This window comes from Gluconobacter japonicus (assembly GCF_002723975.1).
In the GTDB taxonomy this organism is placed as follows: domain Bacteria; phylum Pseudomonadota; class Alphaproteobacteria; order Acetobacterales; family Acetobacteraceae; genus Gluconobacter; species Gluconobacter japonicus.
Map to the genome: position 1 here is coordinate 140,754 of NZ_BEWO01000004.1, position 26,410 is coordinate 167,163.

The following is a 26,410-nucleotide window of genomic DNA, read 5'->3' on the forward strand; positions in this document are numbered from 1 at the left end:
CTGTTCACTATCTAACCATACCCCGGATAAATCCGGGAGAGGAGAACTCAGGCCTCAGCCTGAACTTCCTTCTTCGGTGCAAGCACCTTTACGGAGCCACCAGCCTTCTCAACAGCAGCAAGAGCTGCTGCGGAAGCGCCGTCAACTTCAATGGTCAGACCATGCGTAAGTTCACCCTTCGCAAGAAGGCGAACACCATGGGTCTTGCCGTTGACAAGACCTGCAGCGCGCAGAGTAGATTCCGTAACAGGAGCAGCCTTATCCAGCTTACCTGCCTCGATAGCCTTCGAAATAGCACCAAGGTTCACCGGAGCATATTCCTTGCGGAAGATGTTCACAAAACCACGCTTGGGCATACGGCGATACAGCGGGAGCTGACCACCTTCGAAGCCATTGAGAGAAACACCCTCACGAGCCTTCTGACCCTTAACACCACGTCCGGAGGTCTTACCCTTGCCGGAACCGATGCCACGTCCAAGACGCTTCTTGCGATAACGAGAACCCTCGTTATCGCGGAGTTCGTTAAGGTTCATTTCAACCCTCCACCTTGATGAGGTGGGCAACCTTGCGGATCATTCCACGTACGGCAGCAGTATCTTCGAGCGTACGGGTGGAACCGATACCGCGCAGACCGAGACCAACAATGGTCTCTGCCTGGCCCGGTTTACGACCAATGACAGAAGCGATCTGCGTCACCTGAACGGTCTTACCGTTTTCAGACATTTGCAGCCTCCTCAGTCTGGGCCTGCTCACGCTTGCCAAAAAGCTCAGCAGCCTTCTTGCCACGACGCGAAGCGACGTTGCGTGGGCTGCTTGCCTTTTCAAGGGCAGCGAAAGTAGCCTTGATCATGTTATGCGGGTTACGCGTTCCGAGGCTCTTGGCGACAACGTCGTTAACGCCCAGGCTCTCGAAAACCGCACGCATCGGACCACCAGCGATGATACCCGTACCAGCTTCAGCCGCACGGACAACAACCTTACCAGCGCCGTAATGACCGAACGTATCATGATGGAGGGTACGACCTTCCTTCATTGGTACGCGGATCATTGTGCGCTTTGCACGCTCAGTTGCCTTGCGGATGGCTTCCGGAACTTCACGGGCCTTACCTGCACCGTAACCAACGCGCCCCTTCTGATCGCCAACGACAACCAGCGCTGCGAAAGCAAAGCGACGGCCACCCTTAACAACCTTGGCAACACGGTTGATAGTTACGAGCTTGTCGACCAGATCATCGCCCTGCTCGCGCTCACGACCACCACGGCCGCCTTCTCTTGGCTCACGTGCCATGTGTGATCCTCCTTAGAACGAGAGCCCGCCCTCGCGGGCAGCCTCTGCCAGGGCCTTGACCCGGCCATGATAGACATAGGCGCCGCGATCGAACACGACGGCTGTTACACCAGCTGCCAGGCCACGTTCTGCGATCAGCTTGCCGATCACTGAAGCTGCATCCACGTTGGCACCGGTGTTGCCACTGCCGCGAAGCTCTTTTTCCAGCGTTGAAGCGCTGGCGAGCGTACGACCCTGTGCATCGTCGATGATCTGGGCGTGAATGTGCTTGCTGGAACGGAAGACCGACAAACGCGGCCGGCCGCCGCTCTTGCGACGAAGCTGGAAACGCAGCCGCTGACGGCGACGTTCCTGCAATCCTTGCTGCGATGCCATTACTTCTTCTTACCTTCCTTGCGACGCAGAACTTCCGTCTCGTAACGGACGCCCTTACCCTTGTAAGGCTCAGGCTTACGGAAGCTGCGAATATCGAGAGCAACCTGACCAACGCGCTGCTTGTCGTGACCTTCAACGACAATAGCGGTTGGGCGCGGCGTTGTGATCTTGATACCGGCCGGGATGGGATAAACGACATCGTGCGAGAAGCCGAGGTTCATCACCAGATTAGAGCCCTGAACAGCAGCACGGAAACCCGTACCCTGAATTTCAAGCCCTTTGGTGAAGCCAACAGACACACCCTTGACCATGTTAGCGATCAGAGCGCGGGTTGTTCCCCACATCGTCCAGTTATCACGGGAACGACGACCAACCGGAGCAACTGCAACAGAGTTAGCTTCAATGGTCACGTCCACATGACGGGAAACCGGAAAGCTCAGTTCACCCAGCTTGCCTTTGGCGGTGAAAACACCGTCAACAACAGCAACCTGAACGCCTGCCGGAACTTCTACAGGATATTTACCTACGCGAGACATGCGACCCTCCTCAGAAGACGCGGCAGAGAACCTCGCCGCCAACATTGGCAGCGCGGGCCTCGACGTCCGAAAGGACGCCACGCGGGGTGGACAGGATCGACACACCAAGGCCGGCATAAACGCGCGGAAGTTCCTTGATCTTCGAATAGACACGACGGCCAGGCTTGGAAACCCTATGGATTTCCTTGATGACCGGCTGTCCTTCAACGTACTTCAGCTCGATACGGAGCTGGGATACGCCCTTGCGGACTTCTTCCGTGGAGAAACCACGGATGTAACCTTCACGCTTCAGAGCCTCAAGCACGTTCGTGCGAAGCTTGGAAGCAGGCGCAACGCATGCAGCATGACGGGCACGCTGAGCATTACGGATCCGGGTAAGCATATCACCCAGTGGATCAGACAACGACATTCGATCTATCCCTTACCAGCTCGACTTGACCATGCCAGGAATCTGGCCGGCAGACGCAAGATCACGCAGAGCGATACGGCACAGCTCGAACTTACGATAGTTAGCACGGGGACGACCGGTCAGCTTGCAACGAAGACGAACACGCGTTGCGGATCCGTTACGTGGCATCTGTGCCAGCTTAAGAGTCGCTTCAAATCGGTCTTCAACCGAAAGGGAACGATCCTTGATGATGTTTTTAAGAGCGGTCCGCTTTTCCTTGTCGCGCTTCGCAAGAGCTGCGCGATGGTTATTACGGTTAACCGCTGAGATCTTCGCCATCTCGAATTTTCTCCCGGAACCTGTCAGGCCTATCCCGACGGTTTTCCAATCAGCGTGTCTATAAAGGAAAGCGGCCTCCCAATGGAAGGCCGAATCCTTATTTTAGTCGCGATCGGTCTGAAAAATTACCTGATCAACCTGCGAATGGCAGATCGAAGGCCTTTAGCAGAGCCTTTGCTTCGGCATCGGTCTTTGCAGTGGTCACGAAAATGATATCCATGCCGCGAACAGCATCGATCTTGTCATATTCGATTTCCGGGAAAACAATCTGCTCCTTGATACCCATGGCAAAGTTGCCACGGCCATCAAAGCCCTTGTTTGCCGGAAGGCCACGGAAGTCACGAATGCGAGGCATAGCGATCGTCACGAGACGGTCAAGGAACTCATACATACGCTGACGACGCAGAGTAACCTTACAACCGATCGGAAGACCTTCACGGATCTTGAAGCCAGCAATAGCTTTGCGAGCAAGCGTCTTTACAGGCTTCTGACCTGAAATAGCTGCCATTTCAGCAACAGCTGCATCCAACTTCTTCTGATCGCCAGCAGCTTCACCGACACCCATGTTCAGCACGATCTTCTCGAGCTTGGGAACCTGCATCGGGTTTGCGTAGCCAAACTGTTCCTGAAGCTGCTTACGAAGAAGCTCTTCGTAACGCTGCTGCATACGCGGCAAAGCGGTGTTATTATCGCTCATTTTTGCGTTCCTCAGCCTTCGATCACTTCGCCGGTTGCCTTGGCAACACGAACCTTGCGACCGTCTTCAAGAACACGGAAACCAACACGCGTCGGCTTGCCGCTCTTGGGATCAACCAGCTTCAGGTTGGAAAGATGGATCGGCATTTCGCGCTCGATGATTCCACCTTCTCCACCCATACGGTTGGGCTTCGTATGACGCTTGGCAACAGCCACACCACGCACAACAGCTTTTTCGGCTTTTGGCATAACGGCGAGAACTTCGCCACGAACGCCCCGGGACTTCCCGGAGAGAACGAGGACCTGATCGCCCTTTTTAATACGTGCAGCCATTACAGGACCTCCGGCGCCAGGGAGATGATCTTCATGAACTTGCGAGCACGCAGTTCACGAACGACCGGGCCAAAGATACGCGTGCCAATTGGCTCCTGCTGCTTGTTGATAAGCACAGCAGCATTCTTGTCGAAACGGATCGCAGACCCGTCTGCACGACGCACCGGGTAGGATGTACGAACGATAACGGCCTGATGGACGTCACCTTTCTTCACCTTACCACGGGGAATGGCTTCTTTTACGGATACGACAATGATGTCGCCGACCGAGGCAGTCTTCCGCTTGGAGCCGCCCAGCACCTTGATGCACTGCACCCGACGCGCACCGGAATTGTCGGCGACGTCAAGGTTGGTCTCGGGATGAATCATGTGCCTACCCCCTTATGCGCTGACGGAAGAGGAAGCCGAAGCCATGTCCTCTCCGTTGCGTGCGACGACAGACCAAGTCTTGCGCTTGGAGATCGGAGCGCATTCTTCAATGCGAACCAGGTCACCAATCTGGCAGACGTTGGCTTCATCATGGGCCGCATACTTCTTGGAGCGGCGGATGAACTTCTTATAGAGCGGGTGCATAATACGACGATCGACAAGAACGGTAACCGTCTTGTCCATCTTGTCGCTCGTTACCCGCCCTGTCAGGACGCGCCTTGGCATCGTCCGTCTCCTCTCAGGACTTTGCGGCGGACGTTTGGGCGCCCGCACGGTTCTTCGATTGGTGAGCCAGCGTCTTGATGCGTGCGACGGCACGACGCACGACCTTAACGCGGCTGGTGTTTTCCGACTGCCCCGTGGCAGCCGCAAAACGGTGGTTGATCTGTTCACGCTTCAGGTCGATGAGCAGAGCATTCAGCTCGTCCTCGCTCTTCGCGCGCAGATCTGCAGGCTTGTACGTGTCGGCCATCTTACGCGTCTCCGATACGCTGAACGAACTTGGTCTTGATCGGAAGCTTTGCAGCTCCCAAGCTCAGTGCCAAGCGGGCGACTTCCGGCGGAACGCCTTCAATCTCGAACAGGATACGACCTGGCTTGACACGAGCTGCCCAGTACTCTGGGGAACCCTTGCCGGAGCCCATACGCACTTCTGCAGGCTTTGTCGAGACCGGAAGGTCCGGAAAAATACGAATCCACACGCGACCGGCACGCTTCATCGCACGAGTAATAGCACGACGGGACGCTTCGATCTGACGGGCCGTGATCCGCTCTGGCTCAAGAGCCTTCAGACCATATGCACCGAAGTTCAGCTGCGTTCCGCTCTTTGCCAGGCCGTGGATACGGCCCTTATGGGCTTTACGAAACTTTGTCCGCTTTGGGGAAAGCATGTTGTTAAATCCTCAATCAGCACCAGCAATGGAACTGTAGGCTTGCGCCTACAGTTCAACGTTGCGGAGCCTGCTCCGCGGCACGACGGTCCTGTGCCAGGGGGTCATGAGCCAGGATCTCACCCTTGAAGATCCAGACCTTCACGCCGCAGGTTCCATAAGTCGTCTTGGCCGTCGCCGTGCCATAGTCGATATCAGCGCGAAGCGTATGCAGCGGCACACGTCCCTCACGATACTTCTCGTCACGTGCGATTTCGGCCCCACCCAGACGTCCGCTGCAAGTAATACGGATGCCCTGGGCGCCCAGACGCATTGCAGACTGGATTGCGCGCTTCATGGCGCGACGGAAAGCAACACGACGTTCCAGCTGCTGAGCGATGTTCTCAGCCACTAGTGTTGCATCAATTTCCGGCTTGCGGATCTCAACGATGTTCAGCGCTACGTCGGTCTTCGCCATACGGCTCAGTTCCTTACGCAGTGCGTCGATGTCTTGACCCTTTTTGCCGATCACGACGCCCGGACGGGCAGCGTAGATCGTCACGCGAGGCTTCTTGGCAGGACGCTCAATAACGACGCGGGAAACGCCGGCACCCGAGAGCTTACGACGCAGGAATGCACGAAGCTTCAGGTCTTCATGAAGAAGACGAGAATAATCTGCACCTGCGTACCAGCGGCTGTCCCAGGTACGGTTTACACCGAGCCGAAGCCCGATTGGATTGACCTTATGTCCCATGGATCAAGCTGCCTTCTGCTCTTCGTTCGTTTCCGAGACTTCTGCAGCTTCGGCAACAACAATCTTCAGGTGGCTGAAGAACTTCTCAACGCGAGCCGAGCGACCACGGCCACGGGCGTGAAAACGCTTCATGACAATGGACTTGCCGACTTCGGCCGTCTTCACAACCAAACGGTCAACGTCCAGCTGATGATTGTTCTCAGCGTTGGCCACAGCGCTCTCAAGAGTCTTCTTGACCTGCTGCGCGATACGACGACGCGAGAAGGTCAGAGCGGCAATAGCCTTGTCAGCTGGCTGGTTACGGATCATGGCCGCAACCAGGTTCAGCTTACGCGGGCTAACACGGATATTGCGCGTGATTGCCTGCGCTTCCGTATCAGCGAGCGTGCGGATGTGCTTCGGCTTGCTCATTTTCAGCCCCGCTTCGACTTCTTGTCAGAGCCATGACCGGTGTAGGTCCGTGTCGGTGAGAATTCACCGAACTTATGACCGACCATGTTCTCCGTGACCTGCACAGGCAGGAACTTGTGACCATTATAAACGCCGAACGTAAGCCCGACGAACTGCGGCAGGATCGTGGAACGACGCGACCAGATCTTGATCACTTCATTACGACCAGAAGCACGAGCTGCTTCTGCCTTGCCGAACAGATACCCGTCAACGAACGGGCCCTTCCAGACGGAACGTGCCATCTCTGTTTGCCCCCTCTTACTTGCCGGACTTACGGCGACGGATGATCAGGCTATCCGTCTTCTTGTTAACACGCGTCTTGTAACCCTTCGTCGGAACGCCCCACGGCGTAACCGGATGACGGCCACCAGAGGTACGACCTTCACCACCACCATGCGGGTGATCGACCGGGTTCATGACAACACCACGGTTGTGCGGACGACGTCCGAGCCAGCGGGAACGTCCAGCCTTACCCATATGCTGGTTCATGTTGTCTGGATTAGAGACAGCACCAACCGTTGCCATGCATTCCCCACGGACAAGACGCAGTTCACCGGACTGCAGCTTGATCTGAGCGTAACCGGCATCTTTACCGACCAGCTGTGCATACGTTCCAGCAGAACGGGCCAGCTTGCCACCAGCGCCAGGCTTCAGTTCAATGTTGTGCACGATCGTACCGACCGGCATTGCACCGAGGGACATCGCATTGCCTGGCTTCACGTCAGTGTGCGCACCAGAGATAACGCGGTCACCAGCCTTGATACGCTGCGGAGCCAGAATGTAGGCCAACTCGCCGTCATCATACTTGATCAGTGCGATGAAAGCCGTACGGTTCGGATCGTACTCAAGACGCTCGACCGTTGCACCAACATCAAACTTGCGACGCTTGAAATCGACATAACGATAGGACTGCTTGTGCCCGCCGCCACGGAAACGAACTGTCGTACGACCGTGATTATTACGGCCGCCAGACTTGTTCTTACCTTCCGTCAGCTGCTTGATCGGCTTGCCCTTCCAGAGCTCGCTACGATCAATCAGCACGGTGCCGCGTGTGCTCGGCGTCGTGGGATTAAAGTGCTTTAGTGCCATGGTTGATTACCCCGCGTCAGCCCAGCTTCGCTGTAAGGTCAATGGACTGACCTTCTGCAAGCTGCACATACGCCTTCTTGATGTCAGAGCGGCGACCAGGACGACCCTTGACGCGCTTCGTCTTACCCTTCTGGACCAGCGTATTCACACCGGTAACCTTAACATTGAAGAGCTTCTCGACAGCGGCCTTGATCTGCGGCTTGGTTGCAGTCGTGGCGACCTTGAAAACAACCTGATTACGCTCGGAAAGAAGCGTAGCCTTTTCCGTGATCAGCGGCGAACGGACTACATCATACAGAGCTTCCTGAGACATGTTCTCAGCAGTCTTACGTGCGTTCATGACGATAGACAGGGTCATGCCAGGCGCTCCTTAAGACCCTCAAGACCGGCACGGGTAATAACCAGCACATCGTGGTTGAGGATGTCATAGACGTTCGCACCGATTGTCGGCAGCACGTCGATCTTCGGCAGGTTAGCAACTGCACGAGCAAACTGCTCATCAACTGCGCCATCGACGATCAGAGCGGACGACCAGCCAAGTGCCTTCAGCTTTGCAGCAGCTTCACGCGTCTTGCTGACGCCGTTTGCTGTATCAAGCACAACCAGCTTGCCATCGGCGGCTTTCTGCGAAAGAGCAGAAATCAGACCCAGACGACGGACCTTCTTGGGAAGGTCATAGCCATGATCGCGCACAACCGGACCATGTACAACGCCACCCGTACGGAACTGCGGAGCGCGCAGCGAACCCTGACGAGCAGAACCCGTACCCTTCTGGCGGAAAGGCTTCTTGGTTGTACCGGAGATCTCACCCATGCCCTTGGTGCGATGCGTACCAGCGCGGCGCTTTGCCAGCTGCCAGTGAACAACACGCGCCATGATGTCAGCACGCGGAGAAACCGCGAAAATCTCTTCTGGAAGCGCGACTGAGCCTGCGCTGCCATTATCGAGGGTTTTGATATCGTATTCCATGCCCCTCGCCCTCAACCGGCGGCCGCCACGACTGCAGCCGGATACGGCGCATCGGCATGGCGTGCCTTCTTGATTGCATCGCGAATCAGCACAACGCTGTTTTTCGCACCAGGAATCGCGCCTCTGACCATAATCAGATTACGCTCTTCATCCACGGCAGCCACTTCAAGGTTCAGCGTGGTAACACGCACATCACCCATGTGACCTGCCATCTTCTTGCCCTTGAAGACCTTACCAGGATCCTGGCGCTGGCCCGTAGAACCATGAGAACGATGGCTGATGGACACGCCGTGGGAGGCTTCAAGACCAGCGAAGTTATGACGCTTCATAACACCCGCAAAGCCTTTACCCTTACTCTGACCCGTGACGTCAACTTTCTGCCCAACCACGAAATGGTTCGCAGACAGCTTCGTGCCAGCCTCAAGCAGAGCATCTTCCGCAACGCGGAACTCTACGAGGGTATTCTTCGGCTCAACCTTGGTACGGGCGAAGTGGCCACGGTTTGCCTTGGTGACATTTTTCACCTTGGCATTACCAAGACCGAGCTGAACGGCGGTATAGCCATCTCGTTCATTCGTGCGAGCGTCTACAACCTGAACTTCGTCAAGATGCAGAACTGTCACAGGCACATGAGTGCCATCTTCCTTAAACAGCCGGGTCATCCCCAGCTTTTTTGCAATCAATCCGGTACGCATCGTCTGGACCTTAGAGTTTGATCTCGACATCAACGCCAGCGGCGAGGTCGAGCTTCATGAGGGCGTCCACGGTCTGCGGGGTCGGCTCGACAATGTCGAGCAGCCGGCGGTGAGTCCGAATTTCGAACTGTTCGCGGCTTTTCTTATCCACGTGTGGCGAACGGTTCACCGTGAACCGTTCGATATGCGTCGGCAGCGGGATCGGACCCCGAACCCGCGCACCCGTACGCTTCGCCGTGTTTACGATCTCTTTGGTACTGTTGTCCAGCACGCGATGATCGTACGCCTTAAGGCGAATGCGGATGTTCTGGTTGTCCATAGTCTTAATTCGTCCAACTCAAAAATTCGGGTCTCGTCCTACTGCCATTGCATCTGAAAGGGAACCCCGGCCAGAAATAAATCTGGCCGGGGCTTCCATATCAACGGCGAAACGCAGGACTTAGGCGCTGATGGAAGAAACCACGCCTGCACCCACGGTGCGTCCACCTTCGCGAATTGCGAAACGCAGACCTTCGTCCATGGCGATCGGAGCAATCAGCTCGACATCCATAGCGATATTGTCACCCGGCATGACCATTTCCGTGCCTTCCGGCAGCGTCACGACGCCCGTGACGTCGGTCGTGCGGAAATAGAACTGCGGGCGATAGTTCGTGAAGAACGGTGTATGACGACCACCCTCTTCCTTCGTGAGGATGTATGCCTCAGCCTTGAACTTCTTGTGCGGGGTGATGGAACCCGGCTTTGCAAGAACCTGGCCACGCTCAACGTCTTCACGCTTCGTGCCACGAACCAGTGCACCGATGTTGTCACCAGCTTCACCGCGATCAAGCAGCTTGCGGAACATTTCGACGCCCGTGCAAGTCGTCTTCGTCGTGTCCTTAAGACCAACGATTTCAACTTCGTCACCAACGTTGATCACGCCACGCTCGACACGACCCGTCACAACCGTACCACGACCAGAAATCGAGAACACGTCTTCGATTGGCATCAGGAACGGACGGTCAACCGGACGCTCCGGCTGCGGGATGTACGTGTCAACGGCTTCCATCAGCTCGAGAACACGATCTTCACCGATAGCGGCGTCACCGTCTTCAAGCGTTACAAGAGCGGAGCCCTTGATGATGGGGATATCGTCGCCAGGGAACTGGTAGGAAGACAGAAGTTCGCGAACTTCCATTTCCACGAGCTCGAGAAGCTCCGGATCGTCAACCTGATCAACCTTGTTCAAGAAGACAACCAGAGCCGGAACACCGACCTGACGTGCCAGCAGGATGTGCTCACGTGTCTGCGGCATCGGGCCGTCAGCAGCGGACACAACCAGAATTGCGCCGTCCATCTGAGCGGCACCCGTGATCATGTTCTTCACATAGTCAGCGTGACCAGGGCAGTCGACGTGAGCGTAGTGACGGTTCTTCGTCTCGTACTCAACGTGAGCCGTGGAAATGGTGATACCACGTGCACGCTCTTCAGGAGCTGCGTCGATCTGGTCATACGCCTTAAATTCGGCGCCGCCGCTCTTCGCAAGTGTCTTGGTGATTGCAGCAGTCAGCGAGGTCTTGCCGTGGTCGACGTGACCAATGGTGCCGATGTTGCAGTGCGGCTTCGTCCGCTCGAATTTAGCCTTTGCCATCGTCTATCTCCAAAACCCTGCCTCCCACGAGGCAGAGATAAGACTGAAAGTTCTTTCCAGTGAGCATCCGGTAGATTCCCGAATGCTGCCGGAAGCCCTTTAGCGGGTTCTGATTACCAGCGATAGTGGCTGAATGCCTTATTGGCTTCAGCCATACGGTGGGTGTCTTCGCGCTTCTTTACAGCAGCGCCACGATTGTTGACCGCGTCCATTAGTTCGTTGGACAGGCGCTCCTGCATCGTGTTCTCACCGCGCTTGCGGGAGGCATCGATCAGCCACCGGATCGCCAGAGCCTGACGGCGCTCAGCGCGCACTTCAACAGGCACCTGATAGGTAGCACCACCAACACGACGTGAACGGACTTCAACAGCCGGCTTCACGTTGTCCAGAGCCGAGTGGAACATAGCCACTGGATCAGCGGTTGCACCACCACGGTGACGCAGAACCTCAAGCGCACCGTAAACGATGCCCTCGGCGGTGGATTTCTTTCCATCGTACATCAGAGCGTTCATGAAACGCGTAATGACGATGTCTCCGAACTTCGGATCGGGAAGGATCTCGCGCTTTACGGCGCGGTGACGGCGACTCATTCCAAATACCTCTTACTTCGGACGCTTCGCGCCATACAGCGAACGACGCTGACGACGCTTTGCGATGCCCTGCGTGTCGAGCACGCCTCGCAGGATGTGATAACGCACACCAGGAAGATCCTTCACGCGGCCACCACGGATCAGCACAACGCTGTGCTCCTGAAGGTTATGACCTTCACCCGGAATGTAGCTCACGACCTCATACCCGTTGGTCAGACGCACCTTGGCGACCTTACGCAGAGCGGAGTTCGGCTTCTTTGGCGTTACCGTGTACACGCGCGTGCAAACGCCACGCTTCTGGGGGCATCCCTGTAGTGCAGGGACCTTGTTCCGCTTTGCGGCCGGCTCACGGCCGTTCGCGATCAACTGGTTGATGGTCGGCATGCGCCCTTCCCAATCCTTGTCCTATTCCGGACAGAAAGCACCAGACTTTCTGCCATGACATTTTATTCAAATCGACATGCGGCTGAACCGCCTGCCTATCCCACATTTGGAAAGGGAAACAGCTGAAGCCATTTCCCTCCTTTTGTAGCCTGCGGCCTTGGCATTCCCTGAAATCAGGTTAGCGGCACCACATGCGATTCTTTGTCTTCGACGGCTTTAATTTCGCCTCTTCAGGCGGGAGTAGCCGAGGGCGCGGAACCTACGAAGGGTTCCGCGCTGAGTCAAGTGTTTCGGCCAGAAATGAACCGATTCTGAGGAGAGAGTTCCTGGAATCGGCACATTTACCCTCTCTGCCCTTCCCTTCAGAAGAGAACAGAGAGGTTTTCATCACTCTGCTGCGTCTTCCACTTCGGCCGTGGAACGGCCGACACGATGGCGATCCTGACTGGCAGCGATGCCACGAAGACGGTTCATAACGCTACCCGTACCTGCCGGGATGAGACGACCCACAATGACGTTTTCCTTGAGGCCATTAAGCGTATCGACCTTGCCGGACGTAGCAGCGTCAGTAAGCACGCGTGTGGTCTCCTGGAAGGAGGCTGCCGAGATAAAGGACTGCGTCTGCAGGGAAGCCTTGGTGATACCCTGAAGGACCGGCATAGCCACTGCCGGGGTATCGCCATTTTCCTGAAGGCGCTGATTCTCAATCTCGTATTCAATCCGATCAACGGTTTCGCCAATCAGATAGGTCGAATCACCTGGCTCAAGAATTTCAACCTTCTGCAGCATCTGACGAACAATGACCTCAATATGCTTGTCATTGATCTTCACGCCCTGCAGTCGGTAGACATCCTGAATTTCATTGACCAGGTAATCCGAAAGCGCTTCGACACCCATGACCTTCAGAATGTCATGCGGCACACGCGGACCATCGACCAGTGGGTCACCCTTCTGAACAAAGTCGCCTTCCTGAACGGAAACGTGCTTGCCCTTCGGGATAAGGTACTGGGTTTCTTCGCCAGTTTCGTCATTTTTGACAATGACACAACGCTTGGACTTGTAGTCCTTGCCAAACTCGATGCGACCATCGCCTTCGGCAATGATTGCATGATCCTTTGGACGACGGGCTTCAAAGAGTTCGGCAACACGCGGCAGACCACCGGTAATGTCACGCGTTTTGGAGCCTTCACGCGGAATACGGGCAAGAACGTCACCAGCATGAACTTCCGCACCATTTTCAATAGACAGAATACTGTCTGGTGAGAGGAAGTAGCGGGCGTCGTTGCCATTGGCGAGCTTGACCACATTCCCTGCAGCATCCTTGAGCTGCAGGCGCGGACGAAGATCCACACCCTTGGAAGCCTGCTTGTAGTCAACAACAACCTTGGAACTGAGGCCTGTGACCTCATCCATACGCTCGACGAGCGTGATGCTGTCGATCAGGTCAAGGTATTCAACTGTGCCAGCCTGTTCGGTGATGATTGGCAAGGTGTACGGATCCCACTCAGCCATTTTCTGGCCACGTGCAACTGCTTCGCCCTCACCCACCATTAGTCGGGCGCCATAAGGCACACGATAGCGCGCGCGCTCAACGCCATTCTCGTCGGTCAGGAGGATTTCGCAGTTACGCGACATCACAACCAGAACCTTCTGAGAGTTTTCGACCACGTTGCGATTCTTAATCGTCACAACACCGTCGCGAGATGCCTCAACCATTGACTGCTCGGCACCACGCGTAGCCGCGCCACCAATATGGAAGGTACGCATTGTCAGCTGTGTACCCGGCTCACCGATGGACTGTGCGGCGATGACGCCAACAGCTTCACCAATGTTTACGGGTGTACCGCGAGCAAGGTCACGACCATAGCAATGTGCACAAATTCCGACGCGGCTATCACATGTGAGAACCGAACGGATTTCCATGCTTTCGACACCAGCCTTTTCGATGAGCTCTGCTTCGGGCTCCTCGATTAGCGTGTTGCGAGGCAAAAGAACTTCATGCGTCACAGGGTGCAGCACATCCTTGGACGTCGTACGACCCAGGATACGCTCGGAAAGAGATGCAACGACTTCACCGCTGTCCATCACCGCACGAACCGTCAGACCGCGCTCTGTACCGCAATCAGGCTCAACGATGATGCAATCCTGCGCAACGTCAACAAGACGACGTGTCAGGTATCCAGAGTTCGCGGTCTTCAGAGCCGTATCAGCAAGACCCTTACGGGCACCGTGACTTGACGTGAAGTAATCAAGAACCGACAGACCTTCTTTGAAGTTTGCGATAATCGGCTGCTCGATGATCTCGCCCGAAGGCTTCACCATCAGACCGCGCATACCCGCAAGCTGCTTCATCTGAGCCGGCGACCCACGAGCACCAGAGTGGCTCATCATCCAGACAGAGTTCGTCGGCTTGCCAATGACCTGCTTGGAGATTTCCTTCAGCATGGCTGCCTGCACTTCGTCCGTGCAACGCGACCAGGCATCAACCACCTTGTTGTAGCGTTCGCCAGCCGTGATCAGACCATCCTGATACTGCTGCTCAAACTCCTTGACCTCTTCCGATGTCTTGCCAACCAGCGTTGCCTTCTCGGCCGGAATGATCATGTCATCCTTACCGAAGGAAATACCAGCACGCGCAGCATGCTTGAAACCAAGGCCCATGAGACGGTCACAGAAGATCACAGCTTCCTTCTGACCACAGTGACGATAGACCGTATCGATGACATCAGACACGTTCTTCTTCGTCAGCTGCTTATTGATCAGGCTGAACGGAATCGCGGGATGCTTCGGCAGGATCTGCGCAATAAGCGCACGTCCCGGCGTCGTCAGAATCGTCTGGCGGATCGGGTTACCGTTTTCATCAACCGTCGGAAGACGCAGACGGATGTTGTCATGAAGCTGCAGAGAACCGGCGAGCATGGCGCTCTCGATTTCTGCCACATCAGAATAAGCCGGTGGAGCAGCCTTGACGACCTTACCGTCTTCAATGACGGCCTCATCCGGTGTCTCACGATACTCGGGAACTTCAAGGCTCAGATAGTACAGCCCCAGAACGATATCCTGAGACGGCACGATAATCGGCTTGCCGTTTGCAGGGCTGAGGATGTTGTTCGTGGACATCATCAGCACGCGCGCTTCGAGCTGTGCTTCGAGCGACAGCGGAACGTGCACGGCCATCTGATCGCCGTCAAAGTCGGCATTGAACGCGGTGCAGACCAGCGGGTGAAGCTGAATCGCCTTACCTTCGATCAGGGTCGGCTCGAACGCCTGAATGCCAAGACGGTGAAGCGTCGGGGCGCGGTTCAGCATCACGGGATGCTCGCGGATAACCTCTTCAAGGATATCCCAGACTTCCGGACGCTCTTTCTCCACCATGCGCTTTGCAGCTTTGATGGTGGTAGCGTGACCGTACTTCTCCAACTTGGAGTAGATGAACGGCTTGAAGAGCTCGAGCGCCATCTTCTTCGGAAGGCCGCACTGGTGCAGCTTCAGCTCCGGACCGACCACGATAACCGAACGACCAGAGTAGTCGACGCGCTTACCGAGAAGGTTCTGACGGAAACGACCCTGCTTGCCCTTCAGCATGTCAGACAGGGACTTCAGCGGACGCTTGTTGGCACCCGTAATCGCACGCCCACGACGACCGTTATCAAACAGTGCATCAACAGCTTCCTGAAGCATACGCTTTTCGTTGCGGACAATGATATCCGGCGCACGAAGTTCGATCAGACGCTTCAGACGGTTGTTACGGTTAATGACGCGACGGTAAAGATCGTTCAGATCGGACGTTGCGAAACGACCACCATCCAGCGGCACCAGCGGACGCAGTTCCGGCGGGATCACCGGAATAATGTCCATGATCATCCAGTCCGGACGCGAGCCACTCTCAACGAATGCCTCAACAAGCTTCAGACGCTTGACCAGTTTCTTGCGAGCAGCTTCAGACGTGGCCTTGCGCAGCTTCTTGCGCATCATCGTCTTCTCGGAATCGCCTTCCATGACTTCAGCGTCATAGTCAAACGGATCCGGCAGCCCCTTTGCCTTGGCCGCAAGGCTCAGCTCGCGTTCCTGCGCATTCGGAATGCCCCAGTCGTAGCTAGACAGCGCACGCTTGATCGCCTCGGCACCAATCCCAACGTCAATGCCCGCATCCGGATATTCGTCGAGCAGATCTTCGCAGCGGATTTCATCCAGAAGATACTGATCGCGCTTCTTGCCATTCTTGTAAGAGTCGATCTGATCGGAATCACAGACACCCTTATCGAGAATGAGGAACTTCTCGAAATAGAGAACCGGCTCAACGTCCTTGAGCGGCAGATCCAGCATCGTGGCGATACGGCTCGGCAGCGACTTCAGGAACCAGATATGCGCAACAGGGGAAGCAAGTTCGATATGCCCCATGCGCTCACGGCGCACCTTGGCAAGCGTAACCTCAACGCCACATTTTTCGCAGACAATGCCACGAAATTTCATGCGCTTGTACTTACCGCACAGGCATTCATAGTCCTTGATAGGACCAAAAATGCGTGCACAGAAAAGCCCGTCACGCTCTGGCTTGAACGTACGGTAGTTGATGGTCTCCGGCTTCTTGATTTCGCCGTAGGACCAGGAGCGGATCTGCTCACTGGAAGCAAGCTGGATCTTGATCTGATCAAAGCTGACTGATTGACCAGCCTGACCCAGGATTTTCATGAGTTCGTTCATGCGCCGAAACCCCAATGTGCACCGCGGCGTCCCGCGGGCACTTCAAAATTGAACCGTGAAGCGAGAGGGGAGCGAGACAATTAAATCTCGCCCTGCTCGAGTTCGACATTCAGGCCGAGAGACTTCAGTTCCTTGATCAGAACGTTGAAGCTCTCCGGAATGCCAGCTTCGAAGTCGTCCTGCTCGCGCACGATAGCCTCGTAGACCTTGGTACGGCCGGAAACGTCATCCGACTTCACCGTCAGCATTTCCTGCAGCGTATAAGCCGCACCATATGCTTCGAGCGCCCAGACTTCCATTTCACCAAAGCGCTGACCACCGAACTGCGCCTTACCACCCAGCGGCTGCTGTGTGACCAGAGAGTACGGACCGATGGAACGTGCATGGATCTTGTCATCGACAAGGTGATGCAGCTTCAGCATGTAGATGTAACCAACGGTAGTCTGGCGTTCAAATGTCTCGCCCGTACGACCATCGATCAGCTGAGACTGACCCGACTTGTTCACACCGGCCTTTTCCAGCATGCCTTCGATGTCCGGGATGGAAGCACCATCGAACACCGGGGTAGCAATCGGAAGACCCTTGCGAAGGTTGTTGGCCAGCTCGATAAGCTGCTCGTTCGGCAGAGTAGCAACGTCGGTTTCGAAGATTTCGTCTCCGTACACGTCCCGCAGACGATCAAGCAGTTCCTGCTTGCGCTCACCAGTCCGCTGATACTCGTCAACCATCTCACCGATGCTTGCACCGATATTGGCACAAGCCCAACCCAGATGGGTTTCAAGGATCTGACCGATGTTCATGCGCGACGGCACACCCAGCGGGTTCAGAACGATGTCAACCGCCTGACCATTCTCAAGGAACGGCATGTCTTCGACAGGAACGACGCGGGAAACGACACCCTTGTTACCGTGACGACCGGCCATCTTGTCACCCGGCTGAAGCTTACGCTTCACAGCAACGAAGACTTTAACCATCTTCATCACACCAGGCGGCAGTTCATCACCGCGCTGCAGCTTTTCAACCTTGTTGTCAAAACGCGCAGTGATGCGACGGACAGCTTCATCAAACTCGGAACGCAGTGTTTCGAGTTCAGCAGTCACCTCATCAGAAGAGACCGAGATGTTGCGCCATGCCGCACGAGGATGCTCATCCAGAACTTCAACCGTGATCGGCGTACCGGAACGAATTCCCTTGAAGCCAGCACCAGCAACCTGGCCAACCAGACGCTCACGCAGACGATTGTGGAAACTACGCTCCTGAATTGAACGCTCGTCATCCCGGTCCTTGGTCAGGCGTTCAATTTCGGAGCGCTCGATTGCCATCGCACGCTCGTCTTTATCGACGCCGCGACGTGAGAAGACGCGAACATCAACAATTGTACCGGTCGTGCCAGGCGGGAGCTTCAGGGACGTATCACGAACGTCAGAAGCCTTCTCACCGAAAATGGCGCGAAGAAGCTTCTCTTCCGGCGTCATCGGGCTTTCACCCTTTGGCGTCACCTTGCCGACAAGAATATCACCCGGATTCACCTCGGCGCCGACATAGACAATGCCTGCCTCGTCAAGGTTACGAAGAGCTTCCTCACCGACATTTGGAATGTCGCGTGTGATTTCTTCCTGACCCAGCTTCGTATCACGAGCCATGACTTCAAATTCTTCGATATGGATCGAAGTGAAGACGTCATCGCGTGCAATACGCTCGGAAATGAGGATTGAATCCTCAAAGTTGTAACCGTTCCAAGGCATGAACGCGACAAGCACGTTACGACCCAGAGCCAGTTCGCCAAGCTCGGTGGACGGACCGTCAGCAATAATGTCACCAACGTGAACTGTGTCGCCAACCTTCACCAGCGGACGCTGATTAATGCAGGTAGACTGGTTCGAACGCATGTACTTGCGCAGACGATAGATATCGACACCCTGCGTCGAACCCGCATCGTCAGTCGCACGGACAACGATACGTGCACCATCGATCTGATCGATAATGCCACGACGCTTAGCGACGATCGTCGCACCGGAGTCACGCGCAACAGCCGCTTCCATGCCCGTACCAACCAGCGGGGCATCGGCCTTCACCAGCGGAACAGCCTGACGCTGCATGTTTGCACCCATGAGTGCACGGTTCGCGTCATCGTTCTCGAGGAACGGAATGAGAGCCGCCGCGACAGACACAAGCTGCTTCGGGGAGACGTCGCAAGCCGTAACCTGCTCAGGCGGAACAACACGGAAGTCACCAGACTTACGAACGGAAACCAGTTCGTCCGTCAGGTGGCCATCGGCGCTCTGCTTGGCATCAGCCTGTGCAACAACAAGCTTCTCTTCCTCCATGGCAGAAAGATATTTCCAGCCATCCTGAAGAACGCCATCCTTAACCAGACGATACGGCGTTTCAATGAAGCCGTACTTATTGACCTTGGCATACGTCGAGAGCGAGTTGATCAGACCGATGTTCGGACCTTCAGGCGTCTCGATCGGGCAGATACGACCGTAATGCGTCGGATGAACGTCACGGACTTCGAAGCCTGCGCGCTCACGGGTCAGACCACCCGGGCCAAGCGCCGAAAGACGACGCTTATGCGTCACTTCGGAGAGTGGGTTGGTCTGGTCCATGAACTGGCTGAGCTGTGAAGAACCGAAGAACTCACGAACCGCAGCCGCAGCCGGCTTTGCATTGATCAGGTCATGCGGCATGACCGTATCAATATCGACCGAACCCATACGCTCACGAATGGCACGCTCCATACGGAGCAGGCCGACGCGATACTGATTCTCCATCAGTTCGCCCACAGAACGAACGCGACGGTTACCAAGGTTATCAATATCGTCGATCTGACCGCGACCATCCTTCAGGTCGCACATGATCTTGATCGTACGCAGGATATCTTCCTTGCGCAGCACACGGAGGGTATCCGGCGCATCGACATCGAGACGCATGTTCATCTTGACACGACCAACAGACGACAGGTCGTAGCGGTCCTGATCAAAGAAGAGACCACGGAACATCGCTTCAGCGGTTTCCTTGGTCGGCGGCTCACCTGGACGCATGATGCGATAAATATCGATCAGCGCTTCATCGCGGCTGGTATTTTTGTCAACGGAAAGCGTGTTGCGGATCCACGGACCATGCGAACCGTCGACCGAAAGCGTAGGAAGTTCCGTGATGCCAAGCTCTTCAAGAGCGACAAGACGATCTTCCGTCAGCTCCTCACCAGCTTCACCGTAGATCTCACCTGTGTGCTCATTGACAAGATCATAAGCAAGGTAGCGACCGAGAACATCCAGACGGCCAACCTGAACCACACGGGTCTTTTCCGCAATCTTGCGGACCATACGAGCAGTCAGCTTGGCGTCTGCCTCAGCGACCACTTCACCTGTGTCAGCATCAACCAGCGGGCTGAGCAGCTTCTGGCCACGGAATGCTTCTGGCTCGAAAGGACGGGCCCAGCCATCCCCCATCCGGGTGAACGGAACCATGTCATAGAAGTAGGACAGGATTTCATCCTGATCCATACCGCGAATGTCGAGACCTTCGACATCTCCGCCTTCTGCAATCTTCTGGTCACGCTGCGCGATGTAGTTCGCACCTTCAAGTGCGTACAGAAGCGTCGTGACAGGAAGCTTACGCTTGCGATCGATACGAACGTAGATCAGGTCCTTGGCATCGAATTCGAAATCGAGCCATGAACCACGATATGGAATCACACGGGCAGCAAAGAGATACTTACCCGAAGAATGCGTCTTGCCCTTATCGTGATCGAAGAAGACACCTGGGCTACGATGCATCTGAGATACGATGACGCGCTCGGTACCGTTGATAATGAAGGTACCGTTGTCTGTCATGAGCGGCATATCGCCCATGTAAACCGGCTGTTCCTTCAGATCATGAATGGAGCGCGAACCCGTATCTTCATCAATGTCCCACGTCGTAAGACGCAGAATGACCTTCAGCGGCGCTGCGTATGTCAGACCACGCTGAATGCATTCCTCAACGTCGTACTTCGGCTCTTCGAACTCGTAAGATACGAAGTCCAGACGACCGCGACCAGCAAAGTCATTAATTGGGAAAACCGAGCGGAAAACTTCCTGCAGACCGGAGTTCTGACGTGCGTCAGGACTCACATTCATCTGCAGGAATGCCTCATAGGAGGCGCGCTGCACATCGATCAGATTGGGCATCGGCGCAATTTCGGGAATGCGCCCGAAGCTTTTGCGGATCCTCTTGCGTCCCGTGAACGATTTGGTGATCGCGTTCATCTATCTTGCCCTCTGCACCAGACCTTCGAGTCGCCCGGGACTTCGCTGACAGACAACCGCCTGACACGACACGGACGACCGGAACGACCGGCTTTCAGTAATTTCAATACGTGGCGAGCCGCGTATTATACTCTTATTTCCACCAACGGCAAATCGGGCGGGAACCGCATGCGATCCCCGCCCTATCCGTCTGCTTTCGCAGAGACCGCCCCTCAGAGAGAAAGCGGCCCGATCAAGTTGATTACTTGATTTCGACCTTGGCGCCGTTGTCTTCCAGGGTCTTCTTGATCTTCTCGGCTTCGTCCTTGGACACGCCTTCCTTGACGGTCTTCGGTGCGCCTTCGACCAGGTCCTTGGCTTCCTTCAGACCCAGACCCGTGATGCCACGGATTTCCTTAATCACGTTGATCTTCTTGTCGCCAGCAGCGGCCAGAACAACGGTGAATTCGGTCTGCTCTTCAGCCGGAGCTCCACCAGCAGCCGGACCAGCAGCAGCAACTGCAACAGGAGCAGCAGCAGAAACGCCCCACTTCTCTTCGAGAAGCTTGGAAAGTTCAGCAGCTTCGAGAACGGTCAGAGCGGACAGCTCTTCAACAATCTTTGCCAGATCGGCCATGGTCTTATCCTAAGTGATGCACTGTTTGAATGGGTTCAAATCTACGCCGCAGCGTTGATTTTACTCTTAAGCGGCTTCGCCGGTCTTGGCATAGGCGCCAAAGACGCGAGCAAGCTGGCCTGCCGGAGCCTGAACAACGCCTGCGATACGCGTAGCGGGGGTCTGAATCATACCCACCAGCTTTGCACGCAGCTCGTCCAGAGACGGCAGTTCGGCCAGAGTCTTGATTCCGTCGACGCCAAGCGTCTGCGAACCAAGAGATCCACCGAGAACTACAAGCTTGTCATTCGTCTTGGCGAACTCGACAATCACCTTTGCAACTGCAACCGGGTCTTCAGACCAGGCAAGAGCCGTCGGCCCCTTGAGCAGCGGCGCGATGCCGTCGAATTGGGTCCCATCCAGAGCACGGCTGGCCAGCCGGTTCTTCGCAACCTTGTATGTCGCACCTGCCGCACGAATGCGTCGACGCAGCTCGGTCACATCAGCAACCGTCAGACCCTTGTTCTGGGTGACGATGACCATGGACGTGCTGCCAAACACATCGGCGAGGAACTCGACAAAGGCCCGCTTTTCCGTACGGTCCATAACCTGTCTCCTCGTCAGTCTGGAATACTCCAGACCAGGTTACCCATGGAGCACCTTCATTGCTGAAGATCCTCCGCTCGCCTGTCCACAGAAGTGAGCGAACCCAGCGCATCGTGGTAAAACCACCAAAACACTGGCGCCCCGCCTGACGCTCGCTGCCTCATGAGAAGCATTTAAAACATCGAAATGTTACGCGCGGTCTTGGACAGGTTTGGAAGCGACCCGCTAGCGCGCCGCCCCTACGCCACCATACCAAAGCATGGTGTCATTCCTTGTTGGGGGCTTTCTATAGAAAGCCCCCACTTCGATCAAGCCTCGAAGCTGGAAACGTCAACGCGAACGCCCGGACCCATCGTGGAAGACAGTGCCGCCTTCTTCATGTAGGTGCCCTTGGCGCCAGATGGACGCGCCTTCTGCACAGCGTCAACGAGAGCATTGATGTTCTCGATCAGCTTGGCCTCATCGAAAGATGCCTTGCCAACGCCAGCATGAACAATACCAGCCTTTTCGGCACGGTATTCAACCTGACCGGACTTGGCAGCCGTGATGGCACCCTTGACGTCCATGGTCACCGTGCCGAGACGCGGGTTCGGCATCAGACCACGCGGACCAAGGATCTTACCAAGACGACCAACCAGAGCCATCATGTCAGGCGTTGCAATGCAGCGGTCGAAGTTGATTTCGCCAGCCTGGATCTTCTCAGCCAGATCTTCTGCACCGACAACTTCTGCACCAGCAGCCAGAGCTTCTTCAGCCTTGGCGCCACGTGCAAACACGCCAACGCGCAGAGTCTTGCCCGTGCCGTTCGGCAGGGAGATCAGACCACGGACCATCTGGTCAGCATGCCGCGGGTCGATGCCGAGGTTCAGAGAGATTTCGATCGTCTCGTCGAACTTTGCCTTGGCATTGCTCTTCACCAGAGCCACAGCTTCAGCAAGAGTGTACGGCTTGTTACGCTCGACAGTTGCCTGTGCGGCGTTCAGACGCTTGTTCTTTGCCATGGTATCAGCCCTCCACCACGTTCAGGCCCATCGACTTGGCGGAACCTGCGAGCATGCGCACAGCACCATCGATGTCGTTGGCGTTCATGTCCTTGAACTTCGTCTCAGCGATCTCGCGAAGCTGAGCCGTCGTCACGGAACCAACCGCAGCGGACTTACCAACCGTCTGGCTACCCTTGGAAATCTTGGCAGCCTTCAGAAGGAAGTACGTGTTCGGCGGGGTCTTCGTGATGAAAGAGAACGTACGGTCTGCATAAGCGGTGATGACGACCGGGATCGGCATACCTGGCTCAAGCTGCTGCGTCTTCGCGTTGAACTCTTTGCAGAACTGCATGATGTTCAAGCCGCGCTGACCCAGTGCCGGACCAACTGGCGGAGATGGATTGGCTTTACCAGCCGGGATCTGAAGCTTGATGTAGCCAACAACTTTTTTGGCCATATCCGGGACTCCCCATTTGTTTCGTTCCCGAACCGCGGTTTAACGGAGTCGGCTGACCCGCCTCCTCCCGCGTTCGAAGTGAGGCGGTCCCCTAGACCGCTTTCACCTAATGCGTCAAGCTTTTATCCGCATGATCGCCGCGCAGATCATTGTCCACTGCGGATTCATGGCTGTCTATCCCCGCGACTGGCTGAGGCTTATGCAGTCCTTCGTACTGGAACGCACCAAACGGATCGATCTGCTTTACACCCGGCAGTTCGCTGGAATCCCAGCCACCACCCAGAGCCCGCACCAGACGCACCGTTGCCTGGATCTGGGACGTTTGCGTCTGAACCAAAGCAAGACGAGCCTGCAACGCATCCTGCTGAGCTACAAGTGCATCGAGATAGTTTGACAGACCGCCAGTGTAGAGGGCCATCGTCATACTCTGCGTCCGAAGGGCAGCTTCCACGGCACGCTGCTGCTGATCCTGCGCAATTTTGTACTGGCCACTCTGCGTCAGGCCATTTTCCACATCCTGGAATGCAGACAGCACAATCCCACGATACTCATCCACAGTCTGCCGATACTGAGACCAGGACCGCTGCAATGCTGCGCGGCGCAAACCACCAGTGAAGGCAGGCTCCACAGCCTGCACAGCAATTTTCCAGAAAGCACGCGAAATACTGGCGAGATCGAAGCCGCCATCCTCAAAACCGCCATCCGCACTCAGCGTAATGCGAGGATAGAACGCCGCACGAGACACACCGATAGCACGAGACGCAGCTGCCATTCTCCGCTCGGCAGCAGCAATATCAGGCCGACGCTCCAAGAGAGACGACGGCAGACCCGGGTTCACCTTCACCACACCAAAATGCATCTTCACATCCCGAACCGGCGCAATGTGGAAGCCTGCCGGAGCGGTATTCAGCAGAACGGCAATCGCGTTCTCCATAACCCTGCGCTCTGCCAACAGATTGCTCTGGGCCGCCATGGCTGAATAAAGCTGGTTTTCTGAACGGGACACATCCAGTCCAGCACCAATGGCTCCAGCCTGACGCAACTCCGTGATTTCTACAGCAGCCCGAAAGTAATGGATCGAGTCTTCGTAGACCGCATTCTGGGCATCCAACCCCCGCAACGCGATATAGTCACTGGCAAGTTCAGCCTCGAGACTCAGCTTGGCCAGCGCGTAATCAGCAGCCGTCGCCTGAGCGAGATTTTTTTCCATCCGTGTGGAGTTCCGGATGGAATCCCAGAAATCCGGCTCCCACGTCGCAGCACCGCTATAGGCCTGGTTGGACTCATAAACGAGCGACGTACTTCTGTTCGGGTTATTGAAGAGCCGCCCAAGAGAGCCTTTGTTGTAGCTCATATGTGCAGAGCCAGTGAGTTGAGGGTAGAGCTTGCTTTCCGCCTCCCTCGCCACGTCACGCGCCTGTGTGAACGCTTCTGCCGCAACCTGCAGATCTGGATTGACCTGCAGCATCTTGGTTTCCATGCCGTTCAGTATGGGATCATGAAACATGGTCCACCAATCACTGCGGATCATGTCATCCGCAGGATGGGCATTGGCCATGACCCCCTTTCCTTCCCATCCTTCCGGATAAAGGAACTTCTGAGGATGATAGTCCGGCGCCAGATTGCAGGACGCCAGCCCAATGGACAGGACGCCTGCCAAAGCCGTCACAACATGACGGCGCGGCCGCGTAAAATATCCGCGCTTCAGATCGGTCAGTCTCATCAACGGGATCCAGCCTCATCCGGATTGGCATCATGCGAACGCACCGATTTCTGATCCTCTTCCTGCTGGGCCTTGGTCGGAACATTGTAGCCCGGCGTCGTCGGGACAACGCGAACCTCATCCCCTTCCAGCAGATCAGCCGTCGGGTTGGCAATAAGCTGGTCATCCTTCGTCACACCACTCAGGATCTGAACCGTCGTGCCGAAATTGATTCCAACCGTTACATTCACCAGATGCACATGTCCGTTAATGACCTTAGCAACCTGCATACCCTGTGCCCGGAAAATAATCGCACCCTCCGGCAGAATCAGAATATCCGGATTGCCAGGCGCCGAAATGTGGGCTGTTGCATAGGAGTTCGGCCATAGCAGATTATCTTCGTTCCCAATCGTCAACTCTGTCGTCACTGTACGGGTCGCCGCATTGAACGCGTTGGCCGTAGCAAGGAAAGTCGCCTTGAAACGACGGCCAGGATATTGCGGAACAGACAGATCAGCCGTGATTTTTGGGGAAATTACGCTTGCGAAGTCCTGTGGCACCGATACGAACACACGCATCCGATGTACGTCCGCCACCGAAAACAGTTCGGATGCTGAACCACGTGAATTTACGTTGCCGCCGCCCGCATTAACATAATCACCGACGTTGACCAGGCGAGAGGTCACGATGCCATCAAACGGCGCAACGATCTTCTTGAAGTCTTCCAGCGCCTGAAAACGCTCGACCTCATGTTCAGCAGCTTCAAGCTCGGCTTTCTGCGCCGCAGCGTTAGCAGCCTGAACATCAACTTCCTGCCGGGAAACTGCCTGCGTCCCCTTCAACGCCGTCCAACGCTGCGTCGTAATGACTGCAAGGTTATAGCGGGCAAGAATAACATTGTAATGAGCTTTGGCCGCCTGAAACTGGGCATCAATGCTTGGCGTGCTGATCTCGGCAAGAACATCGCCACGCTTCACATGCGCGCCATAGTCCTTGTACCACATTTTCACATAGCCAGAGACCTGTGCGTAGATCGGCGCTTCATACCAGGCCGCGAGATTAGCTGGCAGATCGACCTGTCGTGTCTTTGGACCATCCTGCGGAGAAATCAGCGTTACCGGTGGAATGGCCGCTTCCTCGGTAACACCAGACAACGAGTGATAGTGCACACCGCGCTCAATGATCCCCCATGCCGCCAGGATAATGGCCACGAGAACGACACCAAGCAGGATCAACCTGTTACGCAGAGCGCTGCCACTCTTCGGTTCTTGCCCCTGAGGCATCATCTGGCCCTGTT

32 protein-coding genes are annotated in these 26,410 nt (G+C 55.8%); all 32 read right to left on the reverse strand.

The window, feature by feature from the left end:
• Positions 1 to 47 precede the first annotated feature (47 nt).
• Positions 48 to 533: a 50S ribosomal protein L15 gene (gene rplO / locus GJA01_RS04165; protein WP_010502108.1), complete on the reverse strand. Its 486-nt coding sequence runs from the start codon at positions 531 to 533 to the stop codon at positions 48 to 50.
• A 1-nt stretch (position 534) separates the two neighbouring features.
• The gene (gene rpmD / locus GJA01_RS04170; protein WP_007282739.1) at positions 535 to 723 is read right to left on the reverse strand and encodes a 50S ribosomal protein L30; all 189 of its coding nucleotides are present in this window, start codon (positions 721 to 723) and stop codon (positions 535 to 537) included.
• Positions 716 to 1,288, reverse strand: coding sequence for a 30S ribosomal protein S5 (gene rpsE / locus GJA01_RS04175; RefSeq protein ID WP_007282738.1), 573 nt, complete (start codon positions 1,286 to 1,288; stop codon positions 716 to 718). The genes rpmD and rpsE overlap by 8 nt, the downstream gene beginning before the upstream one ends.
• Before the next feature lie 12 nt (positions 1,289 to 1,300).
• Positions 1,301 to 1,663 (reverse strand): 50S ribosomal protein L18, encoded by a 363-nt coding sequence (gene rplR, locus GJA01_RS04180; RefSeq protein ID WP_010502109.1) that lies wholly within the window; start codon positions 1,661 to 1,663, stop codon positions 1,301 to 1,303.
• The gene (gene rplF / locus GJA01_RS04185) at positions 1,663 to 2,199 is read right to left on the reverse strand and encodes a 50S ribosomal protein L6 (RefSeq protein ID WP_010502110.1); all 537 of its coding nucleotides are present in this window, start codon (positions 2,197 to 2,199) and stop codon (positions 1,663 to 1,665) included. Before rplF ends, rplR begins: the two co-directional genes overlap by 1 nt.
• Before the next feature lie 10 nt (positions 2,200 to 2,209).
• Positions 2,210 to 2,608 carry a 30S ribosomal protein S8 gene (rpsH, locus tag GJA01_RS04190; protein WP_010502111.1) on the reverse strand — a complete coding sequence of 133 codons (399 nt, stop codon included), beginning with the start codon at positions 2,606 to 2,608 and terminating at the stop codon, positions 2,210 to 2,212.
• A 12-nt stretch (positions 2,609 to 2,620) separates the two neighbouring features.
• Positions 2,621 to 2,926, reverse strand: coding sequence for a 30S ribosomal protein S14 (rpsN, locus tag GJA01_RS04195; protein ID WP_007282734.1), 306 nt, complete (start codon positions 2,924 to 2,926; stop codon positions 2,621 to 2,623).
• A 133-nt stretch (positions 2,927 to 3,059) separates the two neighbouring features.
• Positions 3,060 to 3,623 (reverse strand): 50S ribosomal protein L5, encoded by a 564-nt coding sequence (rplE, locus tag GJA01_RS04200; RefSeq protein ID WP_023943122.1) that lies wholly within the window; start codon positions 3,621 to 3,623, stop codon positions 3,060 to 3,062.
• Between the two features lie 11 nt (positions 3,624 to 3,634).
• Positions 3,635 to 3,955, reverse strand: a complete 321-nt coding sequence (gene rplX / locus GJA01_RS04205; protein WP_007282732.1) for a 50S ribosomal protein L24 — start codon at positions 3,953 to 3,955, stop codon at positions 3,635 to 3,637.
• Positions 3,955 to 4,323, reverse strand: coding sequence for a 50S ribosomal protein L14 (gene rplN / locus GJA01_RS04210; RefSeq protein ID WP_007282731.1), 369 nt, complete (start codon positions 4,321 to 4,323; stop codon positions 3,955 to 3,957). Before rplN ends, rplX begins: the two co-directional genes overlap by 1 nt.
• Before the next feature lie 12 nt (positions 4,324 to 4,335).
• Positions 4,336 to 4,608 carry a 30S ribosomal protein S17 gene (rpsQ, locus tag GJA01_RS04215; protein WP_010502113.1) on the reverse strand — a complete coding sequence of 91 codons (273 nt, stop codon included), beginning with the start codon at positions 4,606 to 4,608 and terminating at the stop codon, positions 4,336 to 4,338.
• Between the two features lie 13 nt (positions 4,609 to 4,621).
• Positions 4,622 to 4,855 (reverse strand): 50S ribosomal protein L29, encoded by a 234-nt coding sequence (rpmC, locus tag GJA01_RS04220; RefSeq protein ID WP_010502114.1) that lies wholly within the window; start codon positions 4,853 to 4,855, stop codon positions 4,622 to 4,624.
• Between the two features lies 1 nt (position 4,856).
• Entirely contained in the window at positions 4,857 to 5,273 is a 417-nt protein-coding gene (gene rplP, locus GJA01_RS04225) for a 50S ribosomal protein L16 (protein WP_007282728.1), read from the reverse strand.
• A gap of 55 nt (positions 5,274 to 5,328) precedes the next feature.
• Complete coding sequence (gene rpsC / locus GJA01_RS04230) at positions 5,329 to 6,006, reverse strand: 30S ribosomal protein S3 (RefSeq protein ID WP_007282727.1); 678 nt, start codon at positions 6,004 to 6,006, stop codon at positions 5,329 to 5,331.
• Between the two features lie 3 nt (positions 6,007 to 6,009).
• Entirely contained in the window at positions 6,010 to 6,417 is a 408-nt protein-coding gene (gene rplV, locus GJA01_RS04235) for a 50S ribosomal protein L22 (RefSeq protein WP_010502117.1), read from the reverse strand.
• A 2-nt stretch (positions 6,418 to 6,419) separates the two neighbouring features.
• Positions 6,420 to 6,698, reverse strand: coding sequence for a 30S ribosomal protein S19 (gene rpsS / locus GJA01_RS04240; protein ID WP_007282725.1), 279 nt, complete (start codon positions 6,696 to 6,698; stop codon positions 6,420 to 6,422).
• A 16-nt stretch (positions 6,699 to 6,714) separates the two neighbouring features.
• On the reverse strand, positions 6,715 to 7,545 hold the full coding sequence (rplB, locus tag GJA01_RS04245) for a 50S ribosomal protein L2 (RefSeq protein ID WP_023943125.1): 831 nt from the start codon (positions 7,543 to 7,545) through the stop codon (positions 6,715 to 6,717).
• Positions 7,546 to 7,561: 16 nt separating this feature from the next.
• On the reverse strand, positions 7,562 to 7,858 hold the full coding sequence (locus GJA01_RS04250; protein WP_010502122.1) for a 50S ribosomal protein L23: 297 nt from the start codon (positions 7,856 to 7,858) through the stop codon (positions 7,562 to 7,564).
• 41 nt (positions 7,859 to 7,899) lie between these two features.
• Positions 7,900 to 8,514, reverse strand: a complete 615-nt coding sequence (gene rplD, locus GJA01_RS04255) for a 50S ribosomal protein L4 (protein WP_023943129.1) — start codon at positions 8,512 to 8,514, stop codon at positions 7,900 to 7,902.
• Positions 8,515 to 8,525: 11 nt separating this feature from the next.
• Positions 8,526 to 9,209, reverse strand: coding sequence for a 50S ribosomal protein L3 (gene rplC, locus GJA01_RS04260; protein WP_062503713.1), 684 nt, complete (start codon positions 9,207 to 9,209; stop codon positions 8,526 to 8,528).
• 10 nt (positions 9,210 to 9,219) lie between these two features.
• On the reverse strand, positions 9,220 to 9,528 hold the full coding sequence (rpsJ, locus tag GJA01_RS04265; RefSeq protein ID WP_007282720.1) for a 30S ribosomal protein S10: 309 nt from the start codon (positions 9,526 to 9,528) through the stop codon (positions 9,220 to 9,222).
• 120 nt (positions 9,529 to 9,648) lie between these two features.
• Positions 9,649 to 10,839, reverse strand: a complete 1,191-nt coding sequence (gene tuf, locus GJA01_RS04270) for an elongation factor Tu (RefSeq protein WP_010502155.1) — start codon at positions 10,837 to 10,839, stop codon at positions 9,649 to 9,651.
• Positions 10,840 to 10,952: 113 nt separating this feature from the next.
• Positions 10,953 to 11,429: a 30S ribosomal protein S7 gene (rpsG, locus tag GJA01_RS04275; RefSeq protein ID WP_010502156.1), complete on the reverse strand. Its 477-nt coding sequence runs from the start codon at positions 11,427 to 11,429 to the stop codon at positions 10,953 to 10,955.
• Between the two features lie 12 nt (positions 11,430 to 11,441).
• Positions 11,442 to 11,813, reverse strand: a complete 372-nt coding sequence (rpsL, locus tag GJA01_RS04280; RefSeq protein WP_010502158.1) for a 30S ribosomal protein S12 — start codon at positions 11,811 to 11,813, stop codon at positions 11,442 to 11,444.
• A 387-nt stretch (positions 11,814 to 12,200) separates the two neighbouring features.
• Positions 12,201 to 16,517 carry a DNA-directed RNA polymerase subunit beta' gene (rpoC, locus tag GJA01_RS04285; protein ID WP_062503714.1) on the reverse strand — a complete coding sequence of 1,439 codons (4,317 nt, stop codon included), beginning with the start codon at positions 16,515 to 16,517 and terminating at the stop codon, positions 12,201 to 12,203.
• 80 nt (positions 16,518 to 16,597) lie between these two features.
• Positions 16,598 to 20,770, reverse strand: coding sequence for a DNA-directed RNA polymerase subunit beta (rpoB, locus tag GJA01_RS04290; RefSeq protein WP_062503715.1), 4,173 nt, complete (start codon positions 20,768 to 20,770; stop codon positions 16,598 to 16,600).
• Between the two features lie 241 nt (positions 20,771 to 21,011).
• The gene (rplL, locus tag GJA01_RS04295; RefSeq protein WP_062503716.1) at positions 21,012 to 21,386 is read right to left on the reverse strand and encodes a 50S ribosomal protein L7/L12; all 375 of its coding nucleotides are present in this window, start codon (positions 21,384 to 21,386) and stop codon (positions 21,012 to 21,014) included.
• Between the two features lie 66 nt (positions 21,387 to 21,452).
• Positions 21,453 to 21,971: a 50S ribosomal protein L10 gene (gene rplJ / locus GJA01_RS04300; protein ID WP_010502165.1), complete on the reverse strand. Its 519-nt coding sequence runs from the start codon at positions 21,969 to 21,971 to the stop codon at positions 21,453 to 21,455.
• Positions 21,972 to 22,279: 308 nt separating this feature from the next.
• Complete coding sequence (rplA, locus tag GJA01_RS04305; protein WP_010502167.1) at positions 22,280 to 22,972, reverse strand: 50S ribosomal protein L1; 693 nt, start codon at positions 22,970 to 22,972, stop codon at positions 22,280 to 22,282.
• A gap of 4 nt (positions 22,973 to 22,976) precedes the next feature.
• Entirely contained in the window at positions 22,977 to 23,411 is a 435-nt protein-coding gene (rplK, locus tag GJA01_RS04310) for a 50S ribosomal protein L11 (RefSeq protein WP_008852418.1), read from the reverse strand.
• 106 nt (positions 23,412 to 23,517) lie between these two features.
• Complete coding sequence (locus GJA01_RS04315) at positions 23,518 to 25,134, reverse strand: efflux transporter outer membrane subunit (protein ID WP_023943140.1); 1,617 nt, start codon at positions 25,132 to 25,134, stop codon at positions 23,518 to 23,520.
• Complete coding sequence (locus tag GJA01_RS04320; protein ID WP_373317466.1) at positions 25,134 to 26,399, reverse strand: efflux RND transporter periplasmic adaptor subunit; 1,266 nt, start codon at positions 26,397 to 26,399, stop codon at positions 25,134 to 25,136. The genes GJA01_RS04315 and GJA01_RS04320 overlap by 1 nt, the downstream gene beginning before the upstream one ends.
• Between the last annotated feature and the right edge of the window lie 11 nt (positions 26,400 to 26,410).